Annotated in this window: 7 protein-coding genes and 2 pseudogenes; 5 read left to right on the forward strand and 4 right to left on the reverse strand. The window is 60.1% G+C overall.

Annotated elements, in window-relative coordinates; all coding sequences use genetic code 11:
• Window positions 1-145: 145 nt before the first annotated feature.
• The 4 genes and pseudogenes from GIR22_RS22480 to GIR22_RS22485 form a co-directional block, all read right to left on the reverse strand.
• On the reverse strand, window positions 146-1,156 hold the full coding sequence (locus GIR22_RS22480) for a GlxA family transcriptional regulator (RefSeq protein ID WP_154745470.1): 1,011 nt from the start codon (window positions 1,154-1,156) through the stop codon (window positions 146-148).
• A gap of 253 nt (window positions 1,157-1,409) precedes the next feature.
• Window positions 1,410-1,667: a phosphopantetheine-binding protein gene (locus GIR22_RS26795; RefSeq protein WP_425502940.1), complete on the reverse strand. Its 258-nt coding sequence runs from the start codon at window positions 1,665-1,667 to the stop codon at window positions 1,410-1,412.
• A gap of 99 nt (window positions 1,668-1,766) precedes the next feature.
• A pseudogene (locus tag GIR22_RS26800) lies at window positions 1,767-3,272 on the reverse strand (non-ribosomal peptide synthetase); the annotation flags it as partial.
• Window positions 3,255-7,808: pseudogene (locus GIR22_RS22485) on the reverse strand (non-ribosomal peptide synthetase); the annotation flags it as partial. The pseudogenes GIR22_RS22485 and GIR22_RS26800, both read right to left, overlap by 18 nt.
• 526 nt (window positions 7,809-8,334) lie before the next feature.
• On the opposite strand from GIR22_RS22485, the gene GIR22_RS22490 reads away from it, so the two are divergent.
• The 5 genes from GIR22_RS22490 to GIR22_RS22510 all read left to right on the forward strand — a co-directional run bounded on the left by GIR22_RS22490 (window position 8,335) and on the right by GIR22_RS22510 (window position 14,249).
• A complete protein-coding gene (locus tag GIR22_RS22490) occupies window positions 8,335-9,129 on the forward strand; it encodes a helix-turn-helix transcriptional regulator (RefSeq protein ID WP_154745472.1) in 795 nt (264 codons plus the stop codon).
• 48 nt (window positions 9,130-9,177) lie between these two features.
• Window positions 9,178-10,608, forward strand: a complete 1,431-nt coding sequence (locus tag GIR22_RS22495; protein WP_154745473.1) for an efflux transporter outer membrane subunit — start codon at window positions 9,178-9,180, stop codon at window positions 10,606-10,608.
• Between the two features lie 182 nt (window positions 10,609-10,790).
• Window positions 10,791-11,744: a TAXI family TRAP transporter solute-binding subunit gene (locus GIR22_RS22500; protein ID WP_154745474.1), complete on the forward strand. Its 954-nt coding sequence runs from the start codon at window positions 10,791-10,793 to the stop codon at window positions 11,742-11,744.
• A gap of 79 nt (window positions 11,745-11,823) precedes the next feature.
• Window positions 11,824-13,851: a TRAP transporter permease gene (locus tag GIR22_RS22505; protein WP_154745475.1), complete on the forward strand. Its 2,028-nt coding sequence runs from the start codon at window positions 11,824-11,826 to the stop codon at window positions 13,849-13,851.
• The gene (locus GIR22_RS22510; protein ID WP_154745476.1) at window positions 13,848-14,249 is read left to right on the forward strand and encodes a DUF1850 domain-containing protein; all 402 of its coding nucleotides are present in this window, start codon (window positions 13,848-13,850) and stop codon (window positions 14,247-14,249) included. The genes GIR22_RS22505 and GIR22_RS22510 overlap by 4 nt, the downstream gene beginning before the upstream one ends.
• Window positions 14,250-14,257: the final 8 nt, after the last annotated feature.

A 14,257-nucleotide genomic window follows, 5' to 3' on the forward strand; every position in this document is an offset into this window, starting at 1 on the left:
GCTCAAAAAGCATCGGGCGGCGTTAAGCCGCAGGCCCCCCCGCAGGGTTGGAAAGCTAGTGCATTAGCAGGAGGGGTTATGACATGGAAAACAGGGACAATCTGCGAGCGATGCATACCTTAAACATGCGGCGCAGAGCGGATGGCTACTTGACCCGCCGCATTTCCTTCGAGGGTCGGTAGCCGAAAAACGCGCTATAGCATTTGCTGAAATGACTGGGCGATACGAAACCGCAGGCCACCAGTACCTCAACCTGGGACATTTCGGTGTGCTGGAGCAGGCGGCGTGCCTCAGTGATACGCAGCTCCAGGTAATAGCGCTGCGGAGTGGTCCCCAACTGCTCCCTGAACAAGCGCTCGAGCTGTCGCCGTGAGCGACCGGCATAGGCTGCCAACTGGTCCAGGGCCAATGGCTCTTCGAGGTTGGCCTCCATCAACTTCACCACCTCCCGCAGCGGTGCGCTTACGCTGATATGAGTCGCCGGCTTGATGCGCCGATAACGCGATTCCTCGAACGCCAAAATGTCCTCAATGCCCTCCACCAGCGCCTTGCCATACACACTTTTGATCCAGTCCAGCGCCATATGGAATGCACCGGAAGGACTGGACGCCGTAAGCCGGTCCCGGTCAATCACATAAGGCTCGCTGCTGACCTCGGTCGCCCTGGCGATTTCTGCAAGCGCCGGGCGATGCTCGGGATGAATGGCGCAGCGATAGCCGTCCAGCACACCTGCCCGACCCAGGAACCATGCGCCGTTCCACAACCCGGCCAGGTTGACACCTTCCTGCGCCGCAGCCTTGAGCAGTTGAATGAACTCATCATCGGCCTTGAGTGCCGTGCGGTAGCCACCACACACAACCAACAGGTCCAGGCCTGGCAGTACTGAAGCTTCAAGCCGCGCCTCTGGCCGAATAACCAGGCCCAGGTCGCTGACAATCTCGCCCTCGTGCAAGCCGAAGGTGCAGGTAGAGAAGAGTTCGGGACGCAGAAGGTTCGCGGTGACGATCGTATCCAGCGCCTGGGTAAAGGCTGGCAAGGAGAAGTGTTCGAGCAACAGGAAGCCTGTTCGAACTTTACGGGTGGCATGGCCAGGGGTTTGCCCCAGGTAGCGGAGATTTTTCCCCTGCATGCCTCCGCTGAATTGGCGTCTTTCCATTATTGTTTTGACCGGCTTGTTGACGTTGATCAGCCCATTGAATGCCAGGCTGATAAGACGCCATGCTAACTGCTGTCGTGATGCCTTTACATGCATTGCCACTCACTTCGGCAAATAATGTGCACCCGAGGCCATCGCGGCATCAGCCTCTACGAAACATTCAGTTAGCGCCGAACCTGTGGCGCCTGGGCTTTGAAGGTGGGCAGGCTGACCACAAACGCACACCTACAAAACACACAAACCGAGCTTGTTTTCAGAGTCGGCGCCGACGATTGAGCTGCGGAATCAACGTTTGTGGAACCTCCACCCGCGGCACCTGCGTCACCGCCCTGGCCGCCAACCCGGCCAGGGTCGGCTGGTTGAACAAGCTCCGCGCATCTACGTCCAGGCCCGCCTTGCGCAAGCGCGCCACCAGGTTCACCGCCAGTAACGAATGCCCGCCCAGTTCGAAAAAGTGGTCATGGCGCCCCACTCTTTCCAACTTCAATACCTCAGCCCAGATGCCCGCCATCAGCGTTTCCACATCGCCCTGGGGAGCCTCATAGGCACGGCTCACCACGGCATCAGTTCCTGGCTCCGGCAAGGCCTTGCGGTCCAGTTTGCCTGCCGGGTTGAGGGGCAAGGCCTCCAGGTGCACAAACGCGGCGGGCACCATGTATTCCGGCAGTTGCTCCAGCACATGGGCCCGTAATGCTTCAAGGCTCGGCGCCTGGTCGCGAACGGTAAAATATGCCACCAGCCGTTCATCGCGTATCAGTACCGCCACCTCACGCAACGCTGGATGCGCGAGCAACCGGGACTCTATTTCCCCCAGTTCCAGGCGCACGCCGCGTAGCTTGACCTGGAAGTCATTGCGCCCGAGAAACTCCAGGTTGCCGTCCGGCAGGTAACGCACCATGTCCCCGGTGCGATACAGGCGGTCACACGCCACAAACGGGCTGTCGATAAACCGCTCGGCGGTCATCTGCGCCAGGCCCAGGTAACCCCGGGCGACGCCCACGCCGCCGATATGCAACTGGCCGCTGACCCCCGCGGGCACCGGCGCATCATGCTCGTCCAGGACATACAGCCGGGTGTTGCTGATGGCCCGGCCGATAGGCAGTTGTACCGATGGCACCGGTGCACCCGGCTCCAGGGTCCAGGCGCTGCTGTCGACGGTGGCTTCCGTGGGACCGTAGACGTTGTGCAGGCGAACCTTGGGCAGGCGTGCTTGAACACCCCGGGCCAAGGCTTCGGTGAGTTCGCCGCCACCGCACAACACGTCGGTGAGGCTGGTGCAGTGGCTGGACTCTTCCAGTTCCAGGAACTGCTGGAGCATCGCTGGCACGAACTTGATCACGGTGATCTGCTGCTCACGAATCACTTGCGCCAGATACGCAGGTTCGCGGTGACCATCGGGGCGAGCCAGGACCAGGCGCATGCCGTTGGCCAGCGGCCAGAACAGCTCCCAGACCGACCCATCGAAACTGAACGGCGCCCGCTGCAACAAGGCGCCCCCCTGGGCATTCGGGCACAACCGCGAACCCCAATGCATCAGGTTGCCCAGCCCACGATGCTCGATCATCACCCCCTTGGGCGCGCCGGTGGAGCCGGAGGTGTACATCACGTAGGCCAGGTGGGTGACGCTCAAGGCAGGGATCTGGGGATTGGCCAGCGGCTGGTGCCGCCAGGTGCAGTGGTCAAGGTCGATCACCGGCACCGCGACATCCCCCGGCAGGTCGCGAGTCGCACCGTGGACCAAGATGGCCACGGGAGCGCTGTCATGCAACATATAGGCGAGACGCTCACGGGGATAGCCGGGGTCCAGGGGCACATAGGCGCCACCGGCCTTGAGGATAGCCAGTAACCCCACTACCAGTTCCGGGCCGCGCTCGACACACAACGCCACGCGCGCGTCCGGTTTCACACCGAGTTCGCGCAGGTGATGGGCCAGTTGGTTGGCGCGCTCGTTGAGTTGCTGATAAGTCAGTTGTCGCTCGCAGGCTTGCACTGCCACGGCGTGAGGAATATCCCGGGCGTGGGCCTCGAACAGCGCGTGGACGGTCAGGTGTGCGGGGTAATCGGTTTCGGTGGCATTGAAGTCGACCAACAGCTGTTGCCGCTCGGTCGCCGGCATCACCGTCACCGTGGTCAGCAATGTATCCGGGGCTTGCTCAAGCGCTTGCACCAATGCGCCCAGTACCGTGCCCTGATAATCCAGCAGGCGCTGGGCACCGACCTTGCGTGGAGCCTTGGCCTTGAGCCGAAATCCATTGGCCAGGTCGTCCACGGTGAGCATCAACGGATAACTGAGGATGTCTTCACTGCTCAACAGTTCAATGCCCGGTACGTCACGCAGCAACCCTTGATCATCGTCGACCGAGGTATGCCGGTAGTTCAGCAGGCTGTTGAACAGCGGCGTCGCACCAGCCAGGCTGCTGCAACGCTGGGCCAGCGCCAGGGAGGCATGTTCATGGGCGAGCAAGGCGCTCAGTTGCCCGTGGGTCTCGGTAATTGCCTCGCGCACAGTTTGCCCGGCCAGGCACAAACGCAGGGGCAAGGTATTGATGAACATCCCCAGGGCACGTTCCGCGCCCTCGCCCGCCTGCAACCGCCCCAGCAATACTGTGCCGAACACCACGTCATCGCGGCCTGAGACCTTGCTCAACACCTGGGCCCAGGCCAGGTGGTACAGGCTCGCCACGCTGACGCCCAGGAGGCGCGCCTGTACCCGCAAACGCTGGCCCAGGGCCTCAGGCAGCAGCAGCTCGGCTTCTTCGGTCTGCCCACGATCCGCCTGGCGCTCCTGCAAACCGAAGGCCAGGGTTGGTTCATCAACATCCCCCAAACGCTCACGGAAGAACGCCTCATGCCGGGCCTGTCGACCGGGTGAGCGAGTCTGGGCGACAAAATGGCGGTAGGCAACGGGTGCAGGCAACTGCTCTTGCCGACCGAGCAGATGGGCCTGAATTTCCTCCATCAGCACTGCCGTTGATGTCGCATCATTGACCAGGTGATGAAAGCGCAACATGCCGATCCAGCGCTTGTTGTGCGGGTCCTCGGTACAGGCCAGGGCCATCATCGGCGCCTGGCGCAGGTCCAGCGGACGATGGCGCGGATCAAAATATTCGCGCAACCGGTCGACGATCGCATCGCCCTGCAGCGTCACTTCCTCCACCTCCAGACGGGCCTGGCGCCAGACCACCTGCATGGGTTGTTCGAGAGTGTCCCAGACCAGGCTGGTGCGCAGAATGTCATGCCGTGCAATCACCTGCTGCAAGGCCTGGGCAAAGGCGTCTAATGGAGCGCGACCGGTAAAGGTGAACATCGCGTGTTGCTGGTAGGGGTCACGCTCGTCGGTCATATGATGGTAAAGCAGGCCTTCCTGCAACGGCGCCAGCGGATAGATTTCCTGCACATTGGCCGCGCCACCGGGAATGGCGGCGGCGATGCGATCAATCGTTGCCTGATCCAACTCGACCAGCGCCAGCATGTCCGGGGTGATGCGCGTGCAATCGGCAGGGATGCGATTGGCCGCGACCTCAAGTTCCGTACCGGCACCCACCGCCGCCGCCAACGCCGCCAGGGTGGGCTGGCCGAACAACACCTGCACATCGGCCCGCAACCCGGCCTGGCGCATGCGCTGCACCAGGTTGACCGCCAGCAGGGAATGCCCGCCCAGCTCGAAGAAGTGATCCTGGCGCCCTACCCGCTCGACCTGCAGCACCTCGGCCCAGATCTGCGCCAGCAGGGTTTCAACGGCGCCTTGAGGGGCTTCGTAGCGGCGAGTGATAAACGCGTCCGGCCCTGGCGCCGGCAAGGCCTTGCGGTCGAGCTTGCCATTGGTGGTCAGGGGAAGCACATCCAGCTTCATATAGGCCACAGGGACCATCGCGTCCGACAAACGTGACTGCACATACGTGCGAAGCTCATCGACCACCACCGGTTCATGAGCCACGAACCAGGCCAGTAATTGTCCCTCGCGGACCTGGGCAACGGCTTCGGCAACTCCGGCATGGCTGGCCAGGACGGCTTCAATTTCCCCCAGCTCAATGCGCACGCCGCGGATTTTCACCTGGTCGTCGTTGCGCCCCAGGTATTCAAGAGTGCCGTCAGCCAGCCAGCGTGCCAGGTCGCCGGTGCGGTACATGCGGCCAGGGTTGAACGGGTCGTCGAGGAAGCGTTCGCCGGTCAGTTCCGGGCGGTTCAAGTAACCCCGCGCCACACCTTTGCCGCCAACGTACAGCTCGCCCGCAACGCCAATCGGCACCAGACGTTGCTGTTCGTCCAGCAGGTACACCGTGGCATTGGCCATGGGCTTGCCAATGTGCAATGGCTGGCCCGCCTCGACCCGGCCGGATGTGGCCACCACCGTGGCTTCGGTGGGGCCGTAGTTGTTGATCACATCGAAGTGCTGGGCACGGCTGAACTGACGCAGGCGATCGCCACCGATCAGCAACGTGCGCAGGGTCGGATGTTCGATGTTCTGGCTAAAGGCATATTCGGCCACCGGTGTCGGCAGGAAGCATACATCCAGGGGCTGGGCGCGCCACCAGTCCAGCAGCGCGTCGATGTCTTCGGCACCGTCATGGGCAGGCGGCAGATGCAACGTTGCACCGGCACAAAGCGCCGGCCAGACTTCCCAGGCCATCGCGTCAAAACCAAAACCGGCAACACTGGCGGTATGGCGACCCTGGCACAGGTCGAAGGTGCTGCAATGCCAGTCCACCAGGTTGGCCACGGTATGGTGCTCGACCATCACGCCCTTGGGCAGGCCGGTGGAACCGGAGGTGTAGATCACATAAGCCAGGTTCTGCGACGTGACGGCTACCTGTGGATTGGCCGTCGAATGCTGCTGCCAAGAAGGTTGATCGAGGTTGAGCACAGGCACATCAAGGCTTGGCAACCGCGCCAGTAAGTCCTGCTGGGTCAGTACCGCCACTGGCGTGCTGTCATTGAGCAAGTAGCCCAGGCGCTCGGCGGGATGGGACGGGTCCACCGGCACATAGCAAGCCCCCGACTTGAGGATCGCCAGCAAGCCGGCCAGGGTTTCCAGCCCACGCCGGGCAACGATGGCCACGCGGTCGTCGGGTTTTACCCCCAGGCCCAGCAGGTGATGAGCCAGCCGGTTGGCCTGTTGATTCAACTCGGCATAGGTCAGTTGCCGGCCTTGGTACACTGCCGCTACAGCATCCGGGGTCAGCGCGGCTTGGGCTTCGATGCGCCGGTGAAGGACGTCCACGGCCGGGCGGTCCTGAGCCGTCGCATTCCAGTGCTTTAATTGCAGGGCTTCCCGGGGCGTCAGCAGCGAGAACCCGCTCACTGGCAGGGGCGTATCTTCCAGCCCCTGCTCCAGCAGATACGTAAAGCGCTCCGTCAGGGCTTGCACATCATCGCGGTGGAAATACGCCTCGTTGTAGGCGCAGTGCAAGCAGGCCGTGTGGTTGTGACGATTACTGCGCAGGTGGATGGCAATCGGCAGTTGTTCATGGTGGCTGGAGACCATGTTCGCGTGAGCCATGGTTTGACCGAAGCGGGAATCATGGTCCTCCTGTTCATAGGACACCGACAGGTCGAACAACTGGCCGCGGTCCGCTCGCAATAGCCCCAGCTCACGATTCATCTCGCTCAAGGGAAAGCGCTGATGGCGAAAATCCTGCTTGAGCTGATCTCGCACGCCACGTACCAGCGCACCGAATGACAACTGGTCGCTGAACTGAAAGCGTACCGCGCTGACCTGGACGAACAACCCCAGGGTCGAGCGAAAGCGGGCGTTGGAGCGGTTGAGGATCGGCATCCCGACCACCCATTCCTGGCGCTGGGCGGTACGGGTGAAATACACGTACATCGCTGCCAGCAAGACATGGAACGCCGATGCCTGATAGCGGTTCGCGACTTGCTCCATGCGCTCCAACAGGGCCATGGAAAACGGCTGCACCAGGGTGTTGGCGGGGGCCTCGTCCTTGCCGTGTCGTGCGCGGTAACGGGGTAACAGCAGCGGCTCGGGAAGTGCCTGGTATTTACCCTGCCAGTATTCTCGGTCACGGCCGTAGCGGGTCGACGCGCGATAGTGTTCATCGTTGTCAATGAAGTCGATATAGGACGGCGCCGCCAGATCCGGCTCGAGCCCCTGCTCCAGGGCAGAGTAGATCCCGGCCAGGGATTGCAGCAATTGGCCAAAACCCCAACCGTCGAGAATCAGGTGATGAACCTGGATGCCCAGGTGGTAATGGTTGTCCTCGAGCTTGACCAGGAAAAAGCGAAACAAGGGTCCCTTGTCCATGGCATAGGGCTGGGCCATTCGCTGCTGCATCAAAGCCTGGGCTGCCGCCTGCGGGTCGGGCAGCGTGGAGAAGTCATGCAGCGGCACCTGTACTGTCAATGCCCGGGCAAAAGTTTGCCGGGGCAGGCCGTCGCCATCTATCAGCAATACCGTGCGCAACGCATCATGCTTGGCCACCGACAGTTCCATCGTCCGCTGGATCAATTCGGGACTGACGGGGCCGGCAAGGTCGACATAACCACCAATGTTGTACAGCGGTGATTCGCCGATACGCAGTTGGTCCATCCAGATATCCCGCTGGGCAGCCGTCAGCGCAAACACTCGCAATGTACTCTCAGAAGCCTCTTTCACAGCAACGTCGCCCACGGCGATGGGAGGAAAAAGCTTCATTCATAAGATCCTTCTCATGGGAGGGTGTCCAAAGGGCGCCCAAGTGCTACCCGCTCAGGCGAGAGCGACGGATTCAAGCACTCACCCGGGCGCCTGTCTGTCACCCAAAACCCGGACAACCCGGCAGCGACAGCCAATATTGACTCCGAAAGGCATTGGCCAATACGTTTCCTGCTGAAACGATTAAATAAACGTAAGTGATTGCTTACATCTCGATGTTGCTTAGCTACCTATTAAATATTAAAAATAAAAATATCTATGTAAATCAAAAGATTACATAAAAATTATGAATTGATTAGATAAATATGAACATCTCGAATTGCCGATACAAAAACCTGCTTCCGTCGGAAACCTCAAGCCCATACCGTAGATTCTATGGCACGCTATGTCCCCTGTTTCCGCTACATACGTAGGACAAGTCCGTATGGCTAAATAAAATTTTGTGCGCCGGATTACGTTCAAGAAGCATGGATGCCCTGCAGATTCACCGGGTTGACGGTTTTCGACATCAAGGGTGATATGTAATATGAGTCTGAGCAGCAGTATTCGTCCTATGGAAAGCCCGCATTTCTATTTCGAATTGGGCGAGCTGATTTCAAGTACGGGCAATGATCACTTTGCTGCAAAGATGCTGCACCTGGTGGACAAACTGGTGCCGGCGCATTTGGTGGACCTCAGTGAATGGACCCTTGATGAGCAACAGGCCACTGTGCTCGACATCAAGTTACTGGGCAGTGCCGGGTCGAAGGAAGACTTGCCCGCGCCACGCAGCTTGCCCCATCACAACGATCACCCACTGCTCAAGGAAATGCTGGGCATGGATGACTCGCTGCTGATCCAAATGAATGCCAAGGGCAAAAGCCCCTCCCTGCGAGGCACGCCCCATCAGTGCAACCTGGTGTTGCGCCAGGCCAGTCGACGCTATGTGATCTCGTTCTACCGTTCCCCTACGCAGCCGGCGTTTTCCTTGGGGCAGTTGTCATTTCTCAAGTGCTTGTCCGATACCTTGTTACCGTTGATCAAGCGCCATGCCCAGGCCAGCCGGCAAGCGCCGGTGAAAAGAACGGTGGAATCACACACCTTGCTGGAGCAGTCGCAGTTGCAACGCGAGTTCCACAAGCGCCTGTCTCTCAGCGAGATCACCCTGTCAGCACGCGAAAAGGAAGTCTGCCTGGGCCTACTGACCGGCGGTACCGTGCCGCAAATGGCCGAAAAACTCAGCGTGAAGAACAGCTCCATCGAAACCTATCTCAAACGCGCCGCCACCAAACTTGGGGTCAGCGGCCGGCATGGCCTGGCCAAATGGATGATCGGCGCCTAGAGAGCGTTCACCCCGGCGAGCCCTCCCCTATTTTTCCGAGGCTGATTAATGAGCAAGCTCCCCTTCTCGTTGGTGACTGTTGCGTGGATCCTTGGCGGTTGCTCGCTGATCCCGGACTACCAACAACCCGAAGCGCCTACACCCGCACACTACCCACAGGGGCCGGCCTATAAGGCCGCGCTCGCGGGGGACAGCACTGCACCGCAGGCCGATTGGCAGCAACTGTTCCATGACCCGACGATGCAGCAACTGATCCGTGACGCCTTGCTCAACAATCGGGACCTGCGGGTGGCGGCCTTGAACGTGGAAGCCTTTCAAGCCCAGTACCGCATCCAGCGTGCAGATCTGTTCCCGGCCGTGTCCGCCAGCGGCGCCGGCCAACGCCAGAAATTGCCAGGCGACATTACCGGCACCGGCAAATCCGCCATCACCTCCTCCTATTCGGCGACACTGGGGATCAGCGCCTATGAGCTGGATTTTTTCGGCCGCGTGCGCAGCCTTAGCGAACAGGCAATGCAGACCTACCTGTCCACCGAACAAGCCCGCCGCAGCGCGCAACTGAGCCTGGTGGCCAACGTCGCCAACGCCTACCTGACGTGGCGGGCCGACCAGGAATTGCTCGCCCTGGCCGAGAAAACCCTGGCGGCCAATGAACACAGCCTGCGCCTGACCTCCCGCAGCAAGAGCGCTGGCAAGGCCTCGGCGCTGGACGTGGTCCAGGCCCGCACCAGCGTGGAAAGCACCCGCGCCAGCGTGGCGCGCTATCAACGCCAGGTCGCCCAGGATGTAAACAGCCTGAGCCTGTTGGTGGGGGCCCAGGTCGGCGAATCACTGCCCGGCCGGCCGCTGGCCGATGACCTGATCGCCCGAGTGCCCGCCGGCCTGCCGTCGGATCTATTGCAACGGCGCCCGGACATTCTCCAGGCCGAATACCAACTCAAGGCCGCCAACGCTAACATTGGCGCCGCCCGCGCCGCATTCTTCCCCTCCGTCAGCCTGACCGCCAACGCCGGCAGCTCCAGCACGGACCTGTCCGGACTGTTCAAAAATGGCTCGGGAAGCTGGACGTTCCAGCCACAAATCAACCTGCCGATCTTCAATGCCGGCAACCTGCGGGCCAGCCTCGACTACGCAAAAATCCAGAAAAACACCCTCGTGGCCCAATACGAGAAGGCCATCCAGACCGCCTTCCAGGAAGTCTCCAACGGCCTCGCCGCACAGCAAACCTACAGCCAACAACTGGATGCACAACGGGACTTCGTGCAGGCCAACCAGACCTACTACAACCTGGCCGAACACCGCTACCGCAGCGGCGTGGACAGCAACTTGACGTTCCTCGACGCGCAACGTTCGCTGTTCAATTCACAGCAGATGCTGATTACCGACCGCTTGGCGCAACTGGTGGCACAGGTGAATTTGTATACGGCGCTGGGTGGAGCCTGGGCTGCATGGCCGGACCTGGCGGCGACCAAACCCTAGGGGCAGAGGCTTTTTTGTGCATCACTCGCCGATCAAACCGGTGGCGTGCGGATAAACAGATGCCATCACCCAGACTCTGACGCAGAGATTATCAATCAATCTCTCCACCTCTGCGTCGCGATCAACTACAGTTGGGTCACTCTGCATAAAAATAAAAGCCATAAGAAGACGGAGAGTTTCCCATGCGAGTGACAAAACGCCTCACCCTCCTGTTCGCCGCTGCAACCTTGGCAACCACGACCACAACCCAGGCAGCACCAGTGTTCATCAACATACTGACCGGGGGTACCAGTGGGGTTTATTACCCCATCGGGGTCGGTCTGTCGCAGATCTACAATGACGGCATTCCAGACGTGAAAACCTCGGTTCAGGCCACCAAAGCGTCAGTGGAGAACTTGAACCTGCTGCAGGCAGGGCGAGGCGAATTGGCCCTGGCGCTGGGTGATTCGGTGGCCGATGCGAAAAATGGTGTCGCAGATGCAGGCTTCAAGGCACCGCTGACAAAACTGCGCGCGATTGCCGGGGCTTATCCCAATTACATTCAAATCGTGGCCAGCCAGGAGTCGGGCATCAAGACGCTTGCAGACCTCAAAGGCAAGTCCATCTCGGTCGGGGCACCGAAATCGGGCACCGAGCTGAACGCACGGGCAATCTTCAAAGCCGCGGGCTTGAGCTACCAGGACATGGGTAAAGTGCAATACCTGCCCTTTGCCGAATCGGTCGAATTGATCAAGAACCGGCAACTGGACGCCACGCTGCAGTCTTCCGGGCTGGGTATGGCGGCCATTCGCGACCTGTCCTCGGTCATGCCGCTGAACTATGTCTCCATCCCCAGTGAGGTGGTCGTAAAAATCGGCAACCCGGCCTATCAGAGCGCAATGATTCCGGCCAATACCTATGACGGACAACCTGACGCGGTGCCGACGGTGGCGATCACCAATATCCTGGTCACCCGCGCGGATGTACCCGACGAACAGGCCTATCAGATGACAAAACTGTTGTTTGAAAACCTGACACGCCTAGGTAACGCTCATTCGGCCGCCAAGGACATCAACTTGGAAAATGCCGCCAAGAACCTGCCAATTGCACTGCATCCCGGCGCCGAGCGCTACTTCAAGGAAAAAGACGCGCTGTAACGGCGCAAGGCGCAGCGGCTGGATGGTCGCTGCGCCAACTGTTGGTCTTTTTTCAATGCAGTCATGAGGCAGGCAGCTAATGAGTGAAGAACATCACGGCATCTCTTCGAACTCCCGGGACTGGCCAAAAACCCTGTTTTACGTAGCATTGCTGTTCTCGATCTTTCAGATCATTACCGCAGCGTTCTCACCGCTCTCAAGCCAGGTACTGCGCGCCGTACACGTCGGTTTCCTGCTGTGGGTCGTATTTCTCAGCTACCCGGCCTATGGCAGGGGTCGTCCCTGGCAGCCACTGGCCTGGATATTCAGCCTGGCCGCCATTGCCACAGCGTTGTATCAGTGGGTGTTCGAAGCTGACCTGATATTGCGCTCCGGGGACCTGACTCCCGCAGACATGGTGATTGGCGTTGTACTGGTCGCCCTGGTGTTCGAAGCAGCCCGACGGGTGATGGGCATCGCCTTGCCCATCATTTGCGGCCTGTTCCTGGCCTATGGTTTGTTTGGCGAGTATTTACCGGGCGCTCTGGCTCATCGTGGTTACGGCCTCGATCAAATCATCAACCAACTTTCCTTTGGCACTGAAGGGCTGTACGGCACGCCGACCTATGTCTCGGCTACCTATATCTTCCTGTTTATCCTGTTCGGCGCATTCCTCGAGCAGGCCGGCATGATCAAACTGTTCACCGACTTTGCCATGGGGCTGTTCGGTCACAAGCTGGGCGGACCCGCCAAGGTCGCAGTCGTTTCGTCGGCGCTGATGGGGACCATCACCGGCTCGGGAATTGCCAACGTCGTAACCACGGGGCAATTCACCATTCCACTGATGAAACGCTTTGGCTACCGGGCCGCGTTTGCCGGCGGCGTAGAAGCAACCGCCAGCATGGGCAGCCAGTTGATGCCGCCGGTGATGGGCGCCGTCGCCTTCATCATGGCCGAAACCATTAACGTGCCGTACGTGGAGATTGCCAAGGCAGCATTAATTCCCGCCCTCCTTTACTTCGGCTCGGTGTTCTGGATGGTTCACCTGGAAGCCAAGCGGTCCAACCTCAAGGGGTTGCCCAAGGACCAATGCCCCAGTGCGTGGGGCGCGGTCAAGGAAAGCTGGTACTTGTTGATTCCATTGCTGATATTGGTCTACCTGCTGTTTTCCGGGCGCACGCCTCTGTTCTCCGGCATGGTGGGACTGGCACTGACGGCCATTGTGATCCTCGGCTCGGCGATCATTCTCAGGGTGCAACATTTCGGCCTGCGCTGCGCCTTCTGGATAGCACTCGGCATCCTGTGCACCGGCTTTTTCCAGCTAGGGATCGGGGTGGTCTTTGCGGTCATCGCGGTGCTGGTGGTGATGTGCTGGTTTATCAAGGGAGGTCATGAAACCCTGACCATCTGTTTGCACGCATTGGTCGAAGGCGCGCGCCATGCTGTGCCGGTGGGGATAGCCTGCGCGCTGGTGGGCATCATTATCGGCGTCGTGTCACTGACTGGCGTCGCCTCCACCTTTGCAGGTTATATATTGGCCATTGGCCGAGACAACCTGCTGCTGTCGTTGATACTGACGATGATCACCTGCCTGGTGCTGGGCATGGGCATTCCGACCATTCCCAACTACATCATCACCAGTTCGATCGCCGCCCCTGCCCTTTTGGAGCTGGGTGTGCCCCTGATCGTGTCGCACATGTTCGTGTTCTATTTCGGCATCCTCGCCGACCTGACACCACCGGTCGCCCTCGCCTGCTTTGCTGCGGCACCGATCGCCAAAGAGACCGGGTTCAAGATCAGCCTGTGGGCGGTGCGAATTGCGTTGGCGGGGTTCGTCATTCCGTTCATGGCGGTCTACAACCCGGCGCTCATGCTGCAAGGTGATAACTTGTGGATGACCGCTTACATGCTGATCAAGACAACGTTGGCGGTCGGCCTCTGGGGAATGGCCTCCACCGGCTTTTTACAGCAGAAGATGCCCGTATGGGAGCGCCTACTAAGCTTTAGCGCGGGTGCCTTACTGGTAGTGGCATTGCCACTGACCGATGAACTGGGCTTCGTCCTCGCAGCATTGGTGATACTCCAGCACGTCTGGCGGTCCCGCCAGGTCCGGCTAGCCAACCCATGATCGGATTGTGCCTGGGCCTGACCGGTGCAGTGTGGGCTCAGTTGCCGATCTCACACTTCACCCTCGCGTGGAACCACACCATTGAAAAAATTCGCTGGGAAGAGGATTACCGCGTCACCGAGACAGGCCTGGTGTTGGAGGAGGCTCGTGTGCGGGGTAACGGCGCGGGCATGGCGATTCCCGAAGAGGCTTGGCTGAAAGATGGCAGTTGGCACTACCATCCCAAACTGCTCCCTCTGCAACCACTGAACCTGGGGCGAACACCGGAGGCTGGGGATTACCAGTTGTGTTTCAATAACCAGTGTCGCGCAATGAGCCAATGGGTTGGCTCGCCAACCAGCAGCCAGCCGTTTATTCAACTGTGGACGTGCAAGACAGGGAGCAAGGAAGTGCAATGACTCAAGAA

The organism is Pseudomonas karstica (assembly GCF_009707515.1).
GTDB lineage: Bacteria > Pseudomonadota > Gammaproteobacteria > Pseudomonadales > Pseudomonadaceae > Aquipseudomonas > Aquipseudomonas karstica.

Bases quoted from the DNA above. Each gene is read 5' to 3' on its own strand.
- GIR22_RS22495 (WP_154745473.1), top strand. From the start codon at position 9,178: ATGAGCAAGCTCCCCTTCTCGTTGGTGACTGTTGCGTGGATCCTTGGC.
- GIR22_RS22505 (WP_154745475.1), top strand. From the start codon at position 11,824: ATGAGTGAAGAACATCACGGCATCTCTTCGAACTCCCGGGACTGGCCA.
- GIR22_RS22510 (WP_154745476.1), top strand. From the start codon at position 13,848: ATGATCGGATTGTGCCTGGGCCTGACCGGTGCAGTGTGGGCTCAGTTG.
- GIR22_RS22490 (WP_154745472.1), top strand. From the start codon at position 8,335: ATGAGTCTGAGCAGCAGTATTCGTCCTATGGAAAGCCCGCATTTCTAT.
- GIR22_RS26795 (WP_425502940.1), bottom strand. From the start codon at position 1,667: ATGGCGGGCATCTGGGCTGAGGTATTGAAGTTGGAAAGAGTGGGGCGC.
- GIR22_RS22480 (WP_154745470.1), bottom strand. From the start codon at position 1,156: ATGGAAAGACGCCAATTCAGCGGAGGCATGCAGGGGAAAAATCTCCGC.
- GIR22_RS22500 (WP_154745474.1), top strand. From the start codon at position 10,791: ATGCGAGTGACAAAACGCCTCACCCTCCTGTTCGCCGCTGCAACCTTG.